Annotated in this window: 19 protein-coding genes; 7 read left to right on the top strand and 12 right to left on the bottom strand. The window is 68.2% G+C overall.

Annotated elements, in window-relative coordinates:
• From RT614_RS09490 to RT614_RS09480, 3 genes are all read left to right on the top strand, one after another.
• The gene (locus RT614_RS09490) at positions 1–687 is read left to right on the top strand and encodes a DUF2238 domain-containing protein (protein ID WP_313621855.1); all 687 of its coding nucleotides are present in this window, start codon (positions 1–3) and stop codon (positions 685–687) included.
• Between the two features lie 75 nt (positions 688–762).
• Positions 763–1,107: a metalloregulator ArsR/SmtB family transcription factor gene (locus RT614_RS09485; RefSeq protein WP_313621854.1), complete on the top strand. Its 345-nt coding sequence runs from the start codon at positions 763–765 to the stop codon at positions 1,105–1,107.
• A 53-nt stretch (positions 1,108–1,160) separates the two neighbouring features.
• Positions 1,161–2,216, top strand: coding sequence for an alkene reductase (locus RT614_RS09480; RefSeq protein WP_313621853.1), 1,056 nt, complete (start codon positions 1,161–1,163; stop codon positions 2,214–2,216).
• Between the two features lie 26 nt (positions 2,217–2,242).
• Here the strand turns inward: RT614_RS09480 and RT614_RS09475 are convergent, their stop codons facing one another.
• Complete coding sequence (locus RT614_RS09475; RefSeq protein ID WP_313621852.1) at positions 2,243–3,091, bottom strand: CPBP family intramembrane glutamic endopeptidase; 849 nt, start codon at positions 3,089–3,091, stop codon at positions 2,243–2,245.
• 162 nt (positions 3,092–3,253) lie between these two features.
• Here RT614_RS09475 and RT614_RS09470 point away from each other — a divergent pair, with 162 nt between their 5' ends.
• A complete protein-coding gene (locus tag RT614_RS09470) occupies positions 3,254–3,628 on the top strand; it encodes an MAPEG family protein (protein ID WP_313621851.1) in 375 nt (124 codons plus the stop codon).
• Between the two features lie 68 nt (positions 3,629–3,696).
• Here RT614_RS09470 and RT614_RS09465 read toward each other — a convergent pair whose 3' ends face one another.
• The 10 genes from RT614_RS09465 to RT614_RS09420 all read right to left on the bottom strand — a co-directional run bounded on the left by RT614_RS09465 (position 3,697) and on the right by RT614_RS09420 (position 13,730).
• On the bottom strand, positions 3,697–4,134 hold the full coding sequence (locus RT614_RS09465; protein ID WP_313621850.1) for a carboxypeptidase-like regulatory domain-containing protein: 438 nt from the start codon (positions 4,132–4,134) through the stop codon (positions 3,697–3,699).
• Positions 4,135–4,250: 116 nt separating this feature from the next.
• A complete protein-coding gene (locus RT614_RS09460) occupies positions 4,251–5,066 on the bottom strand; it encodes an NRDE family protein (protein WP_313621849.1) in 816 nt (271 codons plus the stop codon).
• A gap of 3 nt (positions 5,067–5,069) precedes the next feature.
• Entirely contained in the window at positions 5,070–7,049 is a 1,980-nt protein-coding gene (locus tag RT614_RS09455; RefSeq protein ID WP_313621848.1) for an FUSC family protein, read from the bottom strand.
• A 24-nt stretch (positions 7,050–7,073) separates the two neighbouring features.
• The gene (locus RT614_RS09450) at positions 7,074–7,556 is read right to left on the bottom strand and encodes a YbaK/prolyl-tRNA synthetase associated domain-containing protein (protein ID WP_313621847.1); all 483 of its coding nucleotides are present in this window, start codon (positions 7,554–7,556) and stop codon (positions 7,074–7,076) included.
• Between the two features lie 63 nt (positions 7,557–7,619).
• A complete protein-coding gene (locus RT614_RS09445; protein WP_313621846.1) occupies positions 7,620–8,342 on the bottom strand; it encodes a DNA-binding response regulator in 723 nt (240 codons plus the stop codon).
• Positions 8,343–8,474: 132 nt separating this feature from the next.
• Positions 8,475–9,932, bottom strand: coding sequence for an efflux transporter outer membrane subunit (locus tag RT614_RS09440; RefSeq protein WP_313621845.1), 1,458 nt, complete (start codon positions 9,930–9,932; stop codon positions 8,475–8,477).
• 6 nt (positions 9,933–9,938) lie between these two features.
• On the bottom strand, positions 9,939–11,084 hold the full coding sequence (locus tag RT614_RS09435) for an ABC transporter permease (protein ID WP_313621844.1): 1,146 nt from the start codon (positions 11,082–11,084) through the stop codon (positions 9,939–9,941).
• The gene (locus tag RT614_RS09430; RefSeq protein WP_313621843.1) at positions 11,081–12,034 is read right to left on the bottom strand and encodes an ABC transporter ATP-binding protein; all 954 of its coding nucleotides are present in this window, start codon (positions 12,032–12,034) and stop codon (positions 11,081–11,083) included. Before RT614_RS09430 ends, RT614_RS09435 begins: the two co-directional genes overlap by 4 nt.
• Positions 12,031–12,984: an HlyD family secretion protein gene (locus RT614_RS09425; RefSeq protein ID WP_313621842.1), complete on the bottom strand. Its 954-nt coding sequence runs from the start codon at positions 12,982–12,984 to the stop codon at positions 12,031–12,033. The genes RT614_RS09430 and RT614_RS09425 overlap by 4 nt, the downstream gene beginning before the upstream one ends.
• Before the next feature lie 2 nt (positions 12,985–12,986).
• Complete coding sequence (locus RT614_RS09420; protein ID WP_313621841.1) at positions 12,987–13,730, bottom strand: TetR family transcriptional regulator; 744 nt, start codon at positions 13,728–13,730, stop codon at positions 12,987–12,989.
• A 165-nt stretch (positions 13,731–13,895) separates the two neighbouring features.
• Between RT614_RS09420 and RT614_RS09415 the strand changes: the two genes are divergently transcribed.
• From RT614_RS09415 to RT614_RS09405, 3 genes are all read left to right on the top strand, one after another.
• Positions 13,896–14,945, top strand: coding sequence for an NADP-dependent oxidoreductase (locus RT614_RS09415; RefSeq protein ID WP_313621840.1), 1,050 nt, complete (start codon positions 13,896–13,898; stop codon positions 14,943–14,945).
• Entirely contained in the window at positions 14,942–15,622 is a 681-nt protein-coding gene (locus RT614_RS09410; protein WP_313621839.1) for a type 1 glutamine amidotransferase domain-containing protein, read from the top strand. Before RT614_RS09415 ends, RT614_RS09410 begins: the two co-directional genes overlap by 4 nt.
• Before the next feature lie 155 nt (positions 15,623–15,777).
• On the top strand, positions 15,778–16,377 hold the full coding sequence (locus RT614_RS09405; protein WP_313621838.1) for an HD-GYP domain-containing protein: 600 nt from the start codon (positions 15,778–15,780) through the stop codon (positions 16,375–16,377).
• Between the two features lie 37 nt (positions 16,378–16,414).
• On the opposite strand, the gene RT614_RS09400 is transcribed toward RT614_RS09405, so the two are convergent.
• On the bottom strand, positions 16,415–18,013 hold the full coding sequence (locus RT614_RS09400; RefSeq protein ID WP_313621837.1) for a glycerol-3-phosphate dehydrogenase/oxidase: 1,599 nt from the start codon (positions 18,011–18,013) through the stop codon (positions 16,415–16,417).
• Positions 18,014–18,039 lie beyond the last annotated feature (26 nt).

Below are 18,039 nucleotides of genomic sequence, written 5' to 3'. Positions count from 1 at the left end.
ATGGCAGACGCGCGCCGCCGCCATCTGGCCACGCTTGCCGGGCTGTTCGCCGTCATCTGGCTGGCGCTGGCCTTCAATCCGCACGACCGCGCGGCGTGGGCGTTGGAGAACGCGCTGGTGCTCGCTTTGGGCGGCGTGCTGTTCTTCACCCGGCGCTGGTTCGTGTTTTCGCGCGCGTCGTACACGCTGATCTTCATTTTCCTGTGCCTGCACACCGTTGGCGCGCACTACACCTATTCGCTCGTACCGTATGACGACTGGTGGCGCGCCCTGACGGGGCGCAGCCTGAACAGCATGCTGGGATGGGAGCGCAACAATTTCGACAGGCTGGTGCATTTTTCCTACGGCCTGCTGCTTGCCTATCCCATCCGCGAGATCTTCCTGCGCGTGGCCGAAGTGCGCGGTTTCTGGGCGTATTTCCTTCCCATGGACGTGACCTTGTCGACGTCCGCGCTGTACGAGCTGATGGAGTGGGGCGCCGCGGAGTTGTTTGGCGGAGACCTGGGTGCCGCCTATCTGGGCACGCAGGGCGACATCTGGGATGCACAGAAGGACATGGCATTGGCCGCGCTGGGCGCCGTGATCGCCATGGCCATTACCGCGTTGGTCAACCGCAAGGCCCGGCGGGATCTGGCTCGCGACTGGACAGACAGCCTGAAGCCAGACCGGGCGCAGCGGGGCCTATAGCCCCACGTCCCACGGGGGCATAACGGTATATCGGATAGTTCCGATATATGATTCGATAAATTGCGATATACCAATATGACCGCAACTTCTCCTACCTTCGATCAGAACACGCAGCCTGCGATCGACGCCGACGCCATCCTGAAGGCGCTGGCCAATCCCGTGCGGCGTGACATCCTGGCGTGGCTGAAGACGCCCCAGGCGTACTTCGAGGAAAGCCCGGGCCACACCTTTGAACACGGGGTGTGCGCGGGCCACATCGACAATCGCTGCGGCCTGTCGCAGTCGACGGTGTCCTCGCACCTGGCCGTGCTGCAGCGCGCGGGCCTGATTTCGGCCACGAAGGTGGGGCAGTGGGTCTTTTTCCGTCGCAATGAACCCGTGATTGCCGCGTTTTTGCGGCAGTTGAACCAGGATATGTAGCCCGGCTGCCATACCCGCCAAGCGCCCCATTGCCCGGGACGAAAGGACTTTGCATGAACCCCCTGTTTGAACCGCTGCGCGTCGGCGACCTGACCCTGCGAAACCGCGTCGTCATGGCGCCGCTGACTCGCCAGCGCGCCAGCGCCGGCCGCGTGCCCAATGATCTGATGGTCGAGTACTACACCCAGCGCGCGGGCGCGGGAATGATTCTTACCGAAGCCACGTCGGTCACGCCGCAGGGCGTGGGGTATGCCGATACCCCGGGCCTGTGGTCGCCGGAACAGGTGAAGGGCTGGCGCAAGATCACGTCCGCCGTGCACGACAAGGGCAGCCTGATCGTGGCTCAGTTGTGGCACGTCGGCCGCATTTCGGACCCGATCTTCCTGGACGGCGAACTGCCTGTCGCGCCCAGCGCGATTGCCGCCGAGGGCCACGTCAGCCACGTGCGTCCCAAGCGCGGCTACGTGACGCCCCGCGCGCTGGACACGGCCGAAATCCCGGGTGTGGTCCAGGCCTACCTGCACGGCGCGAAGATGGCGATGGAAGCGGGCTTTGACGGCGTGGAAGTGCATGCCGCCAACGGTTATCTGCTGGATCAGTTCCTGCAGGACAGCACCAACCAGCGCACCGACCAGTACGGCGGTTCGCTCGAGAACCGGGCGCGCCTGCTGCTGGAAGTGGTGGATGCGTGCGTGTCGGTCTGGGGCGCGGGCCGTGTGGGCGTGCACCTGTCGCCGCGCGGCGACATCCATACGATGGGCGATTCGGATCTGGCCGGAACGTTCAGCTACGTGGCGCGCGAGCTCGGCAAGCGCGGCATCGCCTTCCTGTGCGTACGCGAGCACGAAGCCGACGACAGCCTGGGCCCGGTCCTGAAGGCCGAGTTCGGCGGCGTGTACATCGCCAACGAAGGCTATACCGGGGAATCCGCGCAGGCCGCGGTGGCCGCCGGCAAGGCTGACGCCGTGGCCTTCGGCGTGCCGTATATCGCCACGCCCGACCTGGCTGAACGCCTGCAGCGCAACGCGCCGCTGAACACGCCGAACCCGGCTACGTTCTACGCCTCGGGCGCTGAAGGCTACACGGATTATCCCGCGCTGCCGGCCTGAGGCCTAAGCCCGAGCCCCGACCGGCGTCATAGCGCGGCGCGCATCGGATAGGTGAACAATCCGAAGTGCGCCGCGTTCAGGCCCAGGTGCGCCAGCACCGCGGCCGCCAGCCCCCCGTACCGGTAGGCGACGCCATAGGCGGCGCCCGCCACGCCGGCCAGCAGCATCCATTGCCAGCCGCCGGCGTAGTGGGCAAGACCAAACAGCGCCGCCGCAACGGCCAGCGCCGCCCATCCGCCCCACGCGCGTCCGCGCCAGCATGCCGCAAGGCGCTGCTGCACATATCCCCGAAACAGCGCCTCTTCCGCCAGCGTGACGAGCAGGGCGTTGTTGATCAGCCAGATCCAGCCGCTTGCCGGCCACTTCGGCGCCCATTCCACCACGTCCAGCGCCAGGGCCAGTCCCATGCACGCCGCCACCGCCGCCGCGCACGCCAGAAGCGCGGCCTGCAGCGTCAGCCGCGCATTGGCCGCGGCCATGGGAGGCGCCAGCGCCAGCACTACCCAGAAGGCCACCAGCGGTTTGTCCAGGTTCAGGTACATGCCGAAAGGCGCCGCGCCGGGGCTCATGGGCGCCGGCGCAATCACCTGAAGGTTGTGGAATCCGGGCAGCCAATGCAGGAACAGGAGCATAGCCAGGACCAGGAACAGCGCATGCCCGGCCGCGTGTGCAGCCTTGCCATGGGAACGAAGCACCAGGACTGCGGCCAGTCCAAGCAGCGCGGGCGCGGCGAGCGCCACGGGGTCGGCTACGCCATCGACCAGCGCCCATGCCCATGCGGCCGCCAAGGGAACAAGCGACCAGCGGCGGGTGGCCGGCGGCCACAGCATGGCGGCGGCCAGGAACAAGGCGGACCAGGGCATGAAGTGCGGCATCGTCTGTGAAGAACGGCAAAGGGGCGAGTGTAAGCGCCGGCGTCCCGACGACGCAGCGTCGCGGGATTTTGCCTTGCCGGGGATTTCAGGCGACCATGCGGCAGCGGCCGCGCATGCGCCGCCCATCCGGCGGGCAGGAGCCCGCCAGCACAGGAGTCAGGAATGAAGACAATTGCGTGGCTGATGTTGGCCGCGGCGCTGCTGCCGTTCGTGTCCACGATCGTGGCCAAGGCAGGGGGCAGCAAGTTCGACAACAACAACCCGAGGGGATGGCTGGCGCGTCAGGAGGGCTGGCGGGCGCGCGCCAACGCGGCCCAGGCCAATACGTTCGAAGCGTTGCCGTTCTTCTTTGCCGCCGTGCTGTTCGCCCTTTACAACCAGGCGTCCGCCGCGCACGTGGCCACGCTTATGGCCTGCTGGCTGGGAACTCGCCTGGGGTATCTGGCCATGTACCTGGCCAACTGGGGCGCGTTGCGGTCGCTGGTCTGGACCGCCAGCATGGGGTTCGTGATCGCGATCCTGTTTACGGGCGTGTGATGAACGCGCCGCAGTAACCAACGCGGGCGGGCTTCAGTTGCAAAAGCCGTCGACCCGCGCAGCCCGCATCACTTCCATTCGAACATCGCGCGCGTCGTGCCCGTGTTCTGCACGGTGACTTCGCGCTCTTGCGGCTGGCCATTGAAGGTGGCCGAGATCCGGTACTTGCCCGCCGGCAGCCGGACCAGCATGTAAGGCCCTTCGGAGGTTGCCTGCAGGACATTGCCGCCCTGCGCGTCGCGGATGGCGACAGTGACGTCCGCCACATAATCCGCCTTGCCGCCGCCACGCTGCGCCGCAAACGTAAGCGCCAGCGGGTAGTTGCTGGCGGCGGCCTTCAAGGCTTCGGACTCGTCGATGCCGATTCCGCCGCTGACGTACTCCACCGATCCCTGGTGCTTCACCGCGGGCAGGCCGGCCTGCGCGGTGGACAACACGCCCGCAATGGCCATGCTGCCCAGCGCCATGGCGGCGGCCATGGTGCAGCGTTCGATTCGCTTGTTCATGGAATTCTCCTTACAGGACGATTGAGGTCGCGGACCTGCCGCCTCATTGCCGAGGACCACGGTAACTCATTCGACCCGCCCGCCAATATCGAGTTCGCGTCCAGACGCCTCGGAAATCAACCGGTTGTTTCAGGCGCCTGCCGCGGGGTTTCGCCGCTGGCATCCGACTGCCATGAAAACGTCAGCCGGCTTTCGCCGCTGACCGTGCCGTCGGGCGCAAAGCGCCTTTCGTGCAGTTCGGCCGCGCCATCCGCATGCAGCGCCATCACACTGGAACTGCGCGTGCCGTACTCGGGACTGACGATGAACGGGCTGCTCAGCAGCCGTTCGCGATCCAGCGGCAGGCCGGTGGCGGGCAGGTCGGCGTCGTCCGCGGGATGCGGATCGGCCAGCGCCGCAAACAGCGCGGGCAGGTCGGGTTGCGCATGGGCTTGCAGCACCGCGGCGAACGCGGCCTTGGTGCGCGCCAGCTTGGGCCAGGGCGTGTCCAGCAGGTGGTTCGACACCGCGTACACACCGGGCGCCAGCGCGCGCGGCCCGCCGTCGCGGTTGCTCAGGTACCAGGCCTGCCGGGCGTCGCCCACGATAAGGTTGAAGCCGTTGTACTCCTGGTCATGCCGATGCAGGTCTGCCAGATATGCCTGCGGCGTCATGGCGCCGCGCAGGAAGTCTTCCACAAGCGCGCCGCGCGATGGCGCGTTGGCCAGCATCCGGCCGGGTTCGCGGAAGTTGGTCACCAGCGCATAGCGCCCCAGCGAGGTCGCACCCATCCAGGTGCCGCCGGCCAGGCCGTCGCGCCCGCCGTACACGCCGGGCGCGTCCGGCCACTGGGCCGCGGGCAGGGTGGCGCGCGCGTGGAACTCGTCGCGGTTGGCGGCGATCAGCACGGGGATGCCCGGCAAGGTATGCAGGGCCAGTACGGCAAGACACATGGTTCAGACCTGGTGAAGAGTGGAAGGAGAAGCGGGGCGGCCGGGCTCGGCGGCGAAGTCGGGCCCGGCCAGTGTGGCGCGCAAGGCTTCGATCTCGGCGGCAACGTCCCGCAGCGCCGGCGAAGGCGCGACTACGGGTTCCCCTGGAACCGGCTTGCCTTGTTCGACTGCCGACGCGATGCCGCCCAGGGCGGCGGCCAACAGCGCGACCTGTGCGGCGGCGGGCGCGTCCTGGCCGGGCGGCAGGGACCACGCCGTGTCGGAAATGGCGTTGGCCACGCGCTCCAGCGCGACTTCGACGGGCCACCAGGCCAGCGCCCGTCGGCTGACCAACCGGGGTTCGGACAGGCCGCGCTGCAGGGCAACGCGCAAGTCGGAAAGGCGCGCGTAGGCGCGGGCGCGCAAATCGTGCCGGTTGGCGGGATCGGCCTGGAAGACGGTGTTCAGGTAGGCCGCCAGCGTCGACATGGCGGCGGAAACGGCATGGTCCAGGTTGTTGCGTTCGATGCGGATCCAGGGCAGGTAGCCCACCAGCAGCACGATGGCCGCCGCGACGCCCACATCCAGCAGCCGCGCCAGCGCGATGGGCCAGCTGCCGGGCTGCAGCGTGCCGATCAGCAGCATCAGGATGGGCAGCAGGATGGCCGAGAACAGGCCGTAGTTGCGCCGTATCGACCACGGCAGCAGCGCAGCCAGCACCGCCACCGTCAGCAGGCTGGCCAGCCCGCCGCGGTCCAGCGCCAGCACGGTGGCGCTGATCGCCACACCCACCACGCTGCCCGCGCAGCTTTGCAGCGCGCGGGCGAAGACCGAACCGAAGTTGGGCTTGAAGATGACCACGACGATCAGCGGCACCCAGTAGGATCGCGGCAGGGACGCCGCCAGGGCCACGACCTCTGCGGCGATCAGGCACAGCCCAAGCCGAACCAGGTAACGCACGGTGGTGGGTCCCGGGCGGTAGGTGCGGGCCAGCACGCGCCATGGTGTGCGCGGGGGCGCGGGCTGCAGGCCGGCGAACGCCTCGGCCTCGGACGGCCTGGCGCCGTCCAGCAGCGGTTGCGCCTGCTCCAGCGCGTCGGCAAGCTGGGGCATGCCGGCCCGGCGCAGGGCGGCGATGTCATCGCGCGCGCCCGGCCTGGCGTCGTTCTCGACGCGGTCGGCCAGGTGATTCATGACGCGGGCGCATTCGGCGGGCAGCACGCGCCCGGCGCGGGCCAGCGTCAACGCGGCGTTGGTCAGCGGCGTGCAGGCCTGCAATTGCGCGGCCAGGCGCGCCAGCCGGGGCGACGGGCCGGCTGCGCGGCCGCGGGCGGCCAGGACGGCGTCGTAGGCGGCGGTCATGGCGGCTTCCATGTCGCGCCGCGCGCTCATGACGCGCGACGTGCCGGTCGCCGCGAACATGGCCGCAAGCTTGCGATACGCCTGGGCCACCGCGGCGCGCTCCGGCGCAATGGGATTGACGACCCATCCGGACAGAGTGAGGGCCAGGCCGAACAGCCCGCCCGCGCCCACCAGCACCGGCGGCAGCCACGTCGGCAGGGACGACGTCAGGCTGGAGCCGACGATCACGTAAGTCGCGAACTGCAGGGTCGCCACCGCGGCGATATTGTTAAAGGTGCCGATCAGGCTGGCCGTCAGCACCATCAGCATCATCGCGGCCGACGTCCACAGGCCATGCCCCGCCACCAGGTTGCCCAGCAGGTAACCCAGCGCGCCGCCAAATACGGTGGATCCGATCGACAGCGCGCGGTTGCGGTAGGGCCCGCCGTTGTCCCCCGTGATGGCGGGCAGCGCGCCCAGCGCCACCAGCGCAGCCGCGGCGCTCTGGTCCAGGGCCAGTCCCACCGCGGACGGCAGGCCGATGGCCAGCGCCGCCCGCAGCATCACCCAGGGATTCACGGGCGACGGCTCCATGTGCGCCAGGCTCATCAGCCAGCGCATGTTGGAGGCGAGCGCGCCGCGGCGCAGGGGTGGGCGGGACACGGTGGCCTCAAGGGGCGGCGGCGTTCAGGCCTTGATCAGCGGCGCCTCTTCGGGCGCGGCCAGGCGGAAGTAGTCTTCGGTGTTCAGCAGGATGGACGCGTCCAGGCGCCCGGCATTGAACACGATTTCGTCGTGGCGTTCGCGCAGGCTGGGATCCACCAGCAGCGCCAGGTCCGGGTTGAAGCTGAAGGGCGGGATGGCGCCGATCTCGCACCCGGTGAGTTCCCGCGCCAGGTCCTGTGACGCCAGCGAAGCCTTCTTGCCGCCGGCTGCGCGCGCTATCGCGTCCAGGTCCGCCTGTTTGTCGGCGGGAAACACGGCCAGCACGTTCCTGCGCTGGTTCGAAGAGATCTTTACGCGGCAGACCAGCGCCTTGGCGCCCTGGCTCACTTCGGTGCCGCGTATGGCCGCGACCTCGACGGACTTGCCGGCCGCGGGGTGCTCCATCAGGCGGTAGCGGGCCTGGTTCTGGACGAGTAATGCTTGCAGGCGTTCGAAGACTTCCATGGGCGCGGGTAATGGCAGGCCGGGGATCGGCCCTGTACGCGGAATGATACGCCGGCCTGGCCGCTAGATTTCGCCCGTGAAAGCGTAGCCCCAGCCCCAAACGGTGCGTATGGGCAGCTCGACATTGACGTCCTGCGCCTTGCGCCGCAGCCGGCTGACGACCACGTCGGTCCGGCGCACGGACTCGCGCCCGGAATTGGGGTCGATGCCCGGCGGATCGCTGCGGGGCATCCGCTTGTCGGGCGACGCCGTCAGCTTCAACAGGAACTCACGCTCGGCCTGGGTCAGCGACAGGCGCGTGCCTTGCGGACTGAGCAGCGTCCAGGCTGCGTCCAGGAATTGCCATTTGCCGGTGGGCTCGGCGGCTGCGGGCGCCGCCCCCCTCGAATCAGGTTCGGGGGGGCGGCGTCCGACTGCCGTGGGCACGCGGCGCACCAGCGCCTGGAGCGCGGCCGCGATTTCCGAGGTGGCCACGTCGGGGGAAAAGCAGGCATCCGCCCCGCAGTGCAGGCCCAGGATGCGGTTTTCGGGGGTGTCGAAGGCGGAAATGGCGACGATGCCGGCGGTGGTGTCCATGGCGCGTAGACCCGCGACGGCCATGCAGAGATCGGAAAATTCGGCTTGCATCACGAGAAGAGGGGTGCGGCGCGCCTGGAACAGGCGGAACAGTCCGTTGGAGTCTTCGCACGGACGCGGCGAGAACCCCATTTCGGCCAGTTCGTCGCTGCGGCGCACGCGTTGATCCGCGTCGGGAGCGAAGACGATCAGGTCTAATAGGTCATTCATGAATCGTTGTAAACATCATGCAGCTTGAGCTCTTGCATGATGCATCGAATACAACGGTTTCCCAAAACGCGCACAACGACACTTTCCTACCCGAATTCTCGGAGATGGCCGCGCGGCGGGCGTTTTGACGGATCAGGGGACGGATGCGACGGCCTCATTCCACCATCCCCCGCCCAACGCTTGTAACAAAGCGGCGGTGTCGGTGTAGCGTGCCGCGTCCGCCTGAATGCGGGAAATTTGCGTCTGCAACACCTGGCGCTGGCTGTCCAGCAGGCTGAGATGGCTGATGCCGCCGGCCTGGTAGCGGCCCGCGGCGATGCGGCCGGCTTCGTCGGCGCGTCGCCAGGCGTCGTCGTAGGCGGCAAATGCATCGTTGTCCGTCTGCACGGCGCGCAGCGCGTCGGCGACCTGCCGGAATCCGTCCAGCACCGTCTGGCGATAGGCGGCGGCAGCCGCGTCGTAGGCGGCTTCGGACGAGCGCTTGCGGGCCCGCAGCTCTCCGCCGTGGAACAAAGGCTGGACCAGCCCAAGGCCCAGGCTCCAGACGTTCACGCCGTCCGCCAACTCTCCCGCCCGCGTGCGCTGCGACCCAAAGCTGGCGGTCAGCGTGAATTGCGGATACAGATTGGCGGTGGCCACCCCGACGTCGGCGGACGCCTTGTGCCACAGGGCCTCGGCGGCCAGGATGTCGGGTCGTTGGCGCGTCAGCGCCGAGGGCACGCCCGTGGGCACGTCCGGCGGCAGGGTCAGGTCAGCCAGCCGCAGCGGCGGCGATTGCAGGGCCGCGGGCGCCACGCCCAGGTAGGTGGCCAGTTGGTGGGTCACCTGCGACAGCTGGTATTCCAGCGGCGGCACGGTGGCGCGCGTCTGCGCGACCAGCAGCTCCTGGTTGCGCAGGTCGGCCAGCGCGACGCCGCCGGCATCCAGGCGCTGCCGCATGATGTCCTGCTGGCGGGTCTGGGCCGCCAGCAGCTCCCGGGTCGCGGTCAGCCGCTCGGAGAGATCGGCCTGGCGGATGGCCGCGGTGACCACATTGGCCGCCAGCGACATGCGCGCCGCTTGCAGTTCATGGGCCTGATAGTCCATCTGCGCGGCCAGTCCTTCCAGCGCCCGCCGATTGGCCCCGAATACGTCCAGCGTGTAGGAAACATCAATCGATGCGTTGTACAGCGTGAAGGGCGGCGGGGGCTCCGCCACGGGGATGCCGAAGGCGGCGGGATCGACCTTCTGCCGCGCCACGGAAAGATTGCCGTCCACCGACGGAAACATGCGCCCGCCGGTCTCGGCGGACAGGTCTTCCTGCGCCTGGCGCAGCCGCGCACGGGCTTCTTCCAGCGTGGGACTGGCGTCCAGCGCCTGGCGCACCAGCCGGTCCAGCTCGTCGGATCGGAACAATCGCCACCATTGCGCGGGGATGTCCGCGCCCGCTTGAAACTGCTGGGCGCCCGCGGGCTGCGCGTCCTGCGCCGGGGTGTAGGACGCCACGTCCGGCGCCGCGGGCCGTTCGAAGTCGGGGCCGACCGCGCAGGCCGACAGCAATGTGCACAGCGCGGCGGAGGCCAGGGGCAAGGAGCGGGGAAGGCGTGGCATGGCGGGTCAGTCCAGGGTGCGACGGTAGAACTTCACGGCGGCGGTCATGACGACGGCGGTGAACAGCATCAACGGCCAGATGCTGGGCCACAGGTCCCACCAGCCGTTGCCTTTAAGCAGGATGCCCCGGATCAGCCGGTTGAAATAGGTCAGCGGCAGCAGGTTGCCCAGATGCTGCGCCCAGATCGGCATGCCCTGGAACGGGAACATGAATCCCGACAGCAGCATGTTGGGCAGGAAATAGAACATCGTCAGCTGCATGGCCTGCAACTGGTTCTGCGCCAGCGAAGACAGCGTGATGCCCACCGTCAGGTTCGCGGCCACGAACAGCAGCGCGGCCAGGTACACGGACAGCAGGCTCCCCATGATGGGCACGTGGAACACGAAATGCGCCGCCGCCAGGATGATGCTGGCCTGGATCAGCCCGATCGCGATGTAGGGCACGATCTTGCCGGTCATCACTTCGATGGGCCGCACCGGCATCGCCAGCAGGTTTTCCATGGTGCCCCGCTCGCGTTCGCGGGTCATCGCGAGACCGGTCATCATCACCAGCGTCATTGTCAGGATCACGCCCATCAGGCCGGGCACAGTGTTGTATTGCGAAATCTGCTCTTCGTTGTAGAGCTGGTGCACGCGCACCTCGAACGGCGGCTGGCCGCCCGCCAGGTTGGCCAGCGGTCCTGTCAGGTCCTTCGTCGCGACGGCCTGCGTCAGTTGCGTGGCCGCGCCCAGCGCCATGCCGGTGGCCATGGGGTCGGTCGCGTCGGCCTCGATCAGCAGGGCGGGGCGGTCGCCGCGCAACAGGCTGCGTGTGAAGTCCGGCGGTATCGTCACCACGAACAGCACGCGGCCCTGGGCCAGCGCCGCGCGACCGGCTTCCTCGGTGTCCAGTTCCTCGATGATGTGGAAGTAGTCCGACGACCGCATCGCCGCGATGAAGCTGCGCGTGAAGGGGCTGTGATCGGCCGCGATGACCGCGGTGGGCATCTGGCGCGGATCGGTGTTGATGGCGTAGCCGAACAGCGCCAGCTGCATGATGGGCAGCCCCACGATCATCCCGAAGGTGATGCGGTCGCGGCGCAATTGCAGGAATTCCTTCAGCACCATGCTCCACCAGCGCGCCCAGGAAAATCCGTTCGCGCGGGCGTTCATGGCCGGCTCGCAAAGTTGTCGGTGGACTGCTTCATCAGGTAGATGAAGACATCCTCCAGACTGGTGTCGATGCGCTCAAGCCGAAGGTCCTGGCCTTCGATGGCGCTGCGCAGCGTGCGTTCCAGCAACGGGGCGTCCTGCCCGCTGACGTGCAGCGCCGATCCGAAGGCCACCGTCTGGTCCACCCCGGGCGCGCTGCGCAGCCGCTGGCCCAGCGGCACCAGGTTGCTGCCATGGATGGCCCAGGTGGTCAGGCCCTGTTCGGCGATGACCTCGTCGGCGGTGCCCTGGGTCAAGAGCTTGCCGTAGGAGATGTAGGCCAGCTTGTGGCAGCGTTCGGCCTCGTCCATGTAATGCGTGCTGACCAGCACGGAGATCCCGCGCGCGGCCAGCTCGTGCAATTGTTCCCAGAAGTCGCGCCGCGCCGTGGGATCGACGCCGGCCGTGGGCTCGTCCAGCAGCAGCAGCCGGGGTTGGTGCAGCAGGCAGGCGGCCAGCGCCAGCCGCTGTTTCCAGCCGCCGGACAACGAACCGGTCAATTGGCCGGCGCGGGTTTGCAGCCCCAGGTCTTCCAGCGCGCGGTCCACGGTTTCCTTGCGCTGCGGCATGCCATACATGCGCGCCACGAAGTCCAGGTTCTCGCGGATGGTCAGGTCATCCCAGTACGAGAACTTCTGCGTCATGTATCCCACGTTGCGCTTGATCTGCGCGCTGTCGCGCACGATGTCGTAGCCCAGGCAGGTGCCGCTGCCGGAGTCCGGCGTCAGCAGCCCGCACATCAGGCGGATGCAGGTGGTCTTGCCGCTGCCGTTGGGGCCCAGGAACCCGAAGATCTCGCCTTCGCGCACCTGCAGCGACACATCGTTCACGACATGCTTGTCGCCAAAATGCTTGTTCAGTCCACGGACGTCGATGACGTTGCCGCCGGAAGCGGGCGCGGGCGCGTTCATTGCAGCGTGGCCTCCACCGGCTGGCCGGGATGCAGCCGCGTCGCGGCGTCGGGAGCGGGGCGGGCCTCGACCATGTAGACCAGCTTGCTGCGGCTCTCGCGGCTGTAGATCACCGGCGGGGTGTATTCGGCCTGGTCCGACACATAGTCGATGCGCACGGGGATGGGGTCGCCGCAGCTGTCGCAGCGCAGCAGCGCCTGCTGCCCGATCTTCAGCGAGCCCACCACCGTTTCCGGCACAAAGAACCGCACTTTGATGTTGCCTGGCGGCAGCAGGCTGACGACAGGGCTGCCGGCAGGCACCCATTCGCCCACGCGATACATCGTGTCGAACACCCGCCCGGCGGCCGGCGCGGCCAGCTGCTTCTGGCCCAGCGTCCATTCCGCCTGCGCCAGCGACGCGTTGGCGGCTTCAACCTGGGCCGCCTGCGCGCGCCGCTGTTCGTCGCGGCCCGGAAGCCGCGTTACCTCGACTTGCGCCGCCAGCTCGCGAACGCGCGCGGCATCGGACTGCGCCTGCTCGCGACTGTCGTCCAGTTGCGACTTGGAAATGCCGCCGATACGAAATTGCGCGTTGTCGCGTTGCAGTTGTGCGGCGGACCTGCGGCTGGCCGCCTGGGCCTGCGCCAGCTGCGCGAGACTGACGTCGACTTCCGGCGGGCGCTTGCCGGTGGCGATGTCTTCAAGCTGGGCGCGGGCGGCAGCCAGGTCCGCGCGGGCCTGGTCGCGCGCGGCGGTTTCCTTGGTGGCGTCCAGCGTGTACAGGGGCGACGCCGCGTCGACCTGCTGGCCGCGCCGCACCGCCAGCGTATCCAGGCGGCCGGCCTCGGACGAAGCTACGTATACGTAGTCGCCCTCCACATAGCCCTGGTAGAACGCAGAATCGTTGTTGCCGCAGCCTGCCAGGACGAGCATGGCCAGGGCGGCGGGCAGGGGGTGTGGAGTGCGCATGGTCAGCTTCCGGAGGGCGGGGCGGGGGACAGGGCTTTGGGCGGGCCGGGCGGCGCGAACAGGCCGCCGGTCAGCATGGCGATGGCGTGAGCCGCAATGGCGTCGTTGTCGATGGAAAGCGCCGCGGGGTCGTCCTGCCAGATGCGGCGCCACAGGTTCGACGTAGCCAGCGGCAGGAGCGTCAGGCCCAGAATGGAAAGAAACACCAGCCGCGGTTCGACGCCGGGCGTGATGGCGCCGCGGCGCTGGCATTCGGCGATCAGGCCGGCAAAGGCCTGCAGGCGGTCGGACGGAAGATGGCGCAGCACGCGTTCGCGCAGCTGCCCGCCTTCATTGACGACTTCATGCATCCACAACGAGGGCAGCCAGGGCTTCTCGGTGGCGCTTTGCACGACGCGGCCGACGATCTCGGTGATGAAGCCGCGCGCGGCGGCGGCCGGGTCCGGCGCCGCATCGGGGGCCAGAGGGGCCACCAGGGGAACCGGGGCCCACACGAAGCCGATCACCGGCACGATCCGCTCCAGGACCACGGCGTCGATCAGTTGATCGCGGCTTTTGAAGTAGTAATGCAGCATCGCCGGCGTGACTCCGGCGCGCTGCGCGATGTTGGCGATGGTGGTGGCGGCGACGCCTTGGGCGGCGAACAGCCGCGTCGCCAAGTCCAGCAGATTGGCGCGGGCGGCGGCATTGTCCGGGCGGGGCGGACGTCCGGGACGGCGAGGGGGCGTGGCAGGGGCGGAACACATGCCGGCGATTCTAATTAAGGATTTAATTAATTAAAAGGGGCGCGATCGTCATGGTTACAACCCGGGCAGCGCGGCGCCGATGGTGTAATGGCCCGGTTCCCCCCTAAACGCCATCCGGGTATTGCCCGCAAGGCCCGGGCGGCTTCCTGAAGGAGTCCGCACGTTATGTCGCAATCCTCTTCGATCAACCGCCGCATCGTGCTCGCCGCCCGTCCGCATGGCGAGCCCACCGACGGCGACTTCCGCCTGGAAACCGGCGACGTGCCGCAACCCGGCCCGGGGCAGGTGCTGCTGCGCACGGTCTATCTGTCGCTCGACCCCTATATGCGCGGCCGCATGAGCGACGCGGCGTCCTATGCAGACCCGGTCCAGCTTGGCGATGTCATGGTCGGCGGCACGGTCACGCGCGTGCAGGCGTCCAATCATCCTCAATACAAACCCGGCGAATGGGTGCTGGCGCAGACGGGCTGGCAAGACTACGCCGTGTCCGACGGAACCGGCCTCTTGCGGCTGGGCGCGAACCCCGAAAATCCGTCGTGGTCGCTGGGCGTCCTGGGCATGCCCGGCTTCACCGGCTACATGGGGCTTCTGGACATCGGCCAGCCCAAGGCCGGCGAAACCGTGGTGGTGGCCGCGGCCAGCGGGGCGGTGGGCGCGGTGGTGGGCCAGATCGCAAAGATCCACGGCTGCAAGGTGGTCGGCATCGCTGGCGGGCCGGACAAGTGCCGCTACGTGGTCGACGAACTGGGCTTCGACGAATGCCTGGACCACCGCGAGCCCGACCTGCCGGGCCGGCTGGCCCGCGCCGTGCCGCAAGGCATCGACGTGTACTTCGAGAACGTTGGCGGCGCGGTCTTCGACGCCGTGCTGCCGCTGTTGAACGCGCGCGCCCGCGTGCCGGTTTGCGGGCTGATCTCCGCCTACAACGCCACCAGCCAGCCCGAAGGGCCCGACCGGCTGGCGCTGCTGATGCGCACCATCCTGACCAAGCGGCTCAAGATGCAGGGCTTCATCATCTTCAACGAATACGCGCACCGCTACGGCGAATTCCGCGAGGCCATGCAAGACCTCATCAAGCAAGGCCGCATCCAGTATCGTGAAGACGTGGTCGACGGCCTGGAAAACGCCCCGCGCGGGCTGATCGGGCTGCTCAAGGGCGAAAATGCCGGCAAACGCATCGTGCGGGTCGGCCCTGACGAATGGAGCGCTACATGAACATCCTGATCGTGCTGACTTCCCACGACACCCTGGGCGACACGGGCCGCAAGACGGGCTTCTGGCTCGAGGAATTCGCGGCGCCGTACTACGCCTTCCTGGACGCGGGCACCCGGATAACGCTGGCCTCGCCGCAAGGCGGCCAACCGCCGCTGGATCCCAAAAGCGACGACCCGGATGCGCAGACGGACGACACGCGCCGCTTCCAGAAGGATGCCGAGGCGCAGCGCATCCTGGCCTCTACGCATCGTCTGTCCGAAGTGCAGCCCGCCGACTACGACGCCGTGTTCTATCCCGGCGGCCACGGCCCGCTGTGGGATCTGGCCGAAGACGCGAAATCGGTCGCGCTGATCGAGACCATGCTGGCGGCTGGCAAGCCCGTGGCGGCCGTGTGCCACGCGCCTGGCGTGCTGCGCCATGCAAAAACGGCGGACGGCAAGCCGCTGGTGCAAGGCAGGCAGGTCACGGGTTTTTCCAACGCGGAAGAAGCTGCGGTGCAATTGACGGACGTCGTGCCGTTCCTGGTCGAGGACGAACTGAAGAAGCTGGGCGGCCTGTACAGCAGCGGCGCGGACTGGCAATCGCATGTGGTCAGCGACGGACTGCTGATCACGGGCCAGAACCCGGGGTCGTCGGTGGGCGTGGCGGAGGCGCTGCTGCAACGGCTGAAGGGCTGAACGAAGCCTGAATCGGACATGGCTTTTCGGGCGGGCGCTCGGCGGTCGTCCGCACGGCATCCTTTCCCCGATCGGGCGCGGCCGCGCGTTGTGTCAGAATCCCGCCTTTCCGATCTAGGCGCGCCTTCTTGCTGTTGCGGCGCGTATTGCCTCCGATGCCTTCCGACGTACCCGAATTACCCGCAGGATCCTACGAAGCGGCGCTGTTCGCCGCCATGCAGGCGCGCGATCCGGCCACGGGCCGGCACTGCAACAGAGTCGTCGCGTTGAGCGTTGCATTGGCCCAGGCCTGCGGACTGATCGAAGAAGAGATAAAGGTCGTCGCCGCGGCAGCCAGGCTGCACGACGTGGGCAAGATCGGCACGCCCGATCGCGTGCTGCACAGCCCGCACCGCCTGGAAAAGGACGACTGGGAAATCATGAAGGCGCACGCCGCGGTCGGCGCGGCCATCATCCTGCAGACCGCCATGGCGGGGCGCGAGGCCATCGCGCTGGCGGTGCGGCACCACCACGAACACTTCGACGGCTCGGGCTACCCGGACGGGTTGTCGGGGCACGCGATTCCGCTGCATGCCCGCATCATTTCGGTGGCGGATTCCTACGATGCCCTGGGCGATGCGCGGCCCTACCATCCGGCGCGCACGCACGCGCAGATCATGCGGATCCTGCACCAGGAAGCGGGATCGAAGTGTGATCCCGACCTGCTGCGCGTGTTCGAAACGATGATCCAGCAAAGCCGGCTGCGCGTGCCCTAGCGGAGCATTGCGCCGCAGGCACGGCCGGCAGCAAGGCTTACTTCAGGCGGTAATTTGCGGCGACCGCGGCCAGGTCCTGCAGCGTGCGCTGCTGCCAGGCCGCGTCGTAGCCCAGTTCCTCGGCCAGGATGCGGGCCACTTCGGGGGCGGCAAGCATCGCGGCTTCGCTGTCCAGGAACAGCGCGCGGTTGCGGCGCGCCAGCACGTCCTCGGCGCTGCGCGCCAGTTCAAAGCGGGCCGCGAAACGCACGTGCGCTTCCGACAGCCCGCTGGCCTTGACGAGCATGCGCTCCGCGCCGGGCAGCGCCTTCAACGTCGCCAGGTCGCCGCCGTAGTAGCTGTCCGGCGTGCCGGCGTGTTCCTGCGAAGGGGCCAGCCCGTTGGCGCCGTGCAGCGGCAGGGACTCGGTGCGGCACGAGGCCTGCGTCAGCAGCTGATGTTGGATCGCGGTGTCCACCACGTCCTGCGCCATGCGGCGATAGGTCGTCCATTTGCCGCCGGTCACGGTCACCAGGCCAGCCTTGGACACCAGGATCGTGTGCTCGCGCGACAACTTCTTGGTCGCGGCTTCGCCCGTCGCCTTGACCAGCGGACGCAAGCCCGCCCACACGCTGGTGACGTCATCGCGCGTGGGTTTGCGGCTGAGGTAGCGCGCCGCGGTGCTCAGGATGAAGTCGACATCCTGCTCGCCTGCCTGCGGATCCAGCGGCAGATCCTGGCGCGGCGTGTCGGTGGTGCCCACGATGGTGTGGCCATTCCATGGCACCACGAACAGCACACGTCCGTCGTCGGTCTTGGGGATCAGCACGGCGCGCTTGCCGGGCAGGAAGTCCTGCGGCAGTGTCAGGTGCACGCCCTGGCTGGGCGCCACCATGGTTTGCGCGTTCTTGTCTTCCATGCGGCGCACCGCGTCCACCCAGACGCCGGTTGCGTTGACGACGCAGCGCGCGCGCAGGGTGAAGGTGGACCCCCCGATCACGTCCTGCGCGGTTACGCCATCCACCTTGCCGCCGGTGGTGGTCAGGCCGGTGGCGCGCATGTAATTCACCGCGGTTCCGCCCAGGTCGAACAGCGTGCGCATCAGGCTGATGGCCAGGCGCGCGTCGTCGAACTGGCCGTCGTAATACAGCACGCCGCCTTTCAGGCCCCGGCCGTTCACGTTTTCGGCCAGCGTCGGCGCATTGGCCAGCGTTTCGCGGCGCGACAGCCAGCGGCTGGGCGCCAGGTTCAGCTTGCCCGCCAGCATGTCGTACATCTTCAGGCCGATGCCGTAGAACGGCTGGTCCAGCATGCTGTACGCCGGCACCACGAAGCCCAGCGGCCACACCAGGTGCGGCGCATTGCGGTTGAGCAGGCCGCGTTCGTGCAACGCTTCGCGCACCAGACTGACGTTGCCTTGCGCCAGATAACGCACGCCGCCGTGGACGAGCTTGGTGGCTTTACTGGACGTGCCTTTCGCGAAGTCCGCGCCTTCGATCAGCAGCGTCTGGTAGCCGCGCGAGGCCGCGTCGACCGCGGTGCCCAGGCCGGTCGCGCCGCCGCCGATGACGATCACGTCCCAGCAGTGCGTGTTGTCCAGCGTGTTCAGGAGGCGGTTGCGGTCGGGCGGGTTAACTGATGCGAGCGGTTGGTTCATGTTCTTGGTGGCGGCGTGGCCGCGTG

The sequence above is a fragment of the Achromobacter sp. genome (assembly GCF_032102605.1).
In the GTDB taxonomy this organism is placed as follows: Bacteria; Pseudomonadota; Gammaproteobacteria; order Burkholderiales; family Burkholderiaceae_B; genus Achromobacter.
Note: the sequence above shows the minus strand (reverse complement) of the source record. Positions and strands in the feature narration are given on the sequence as shown.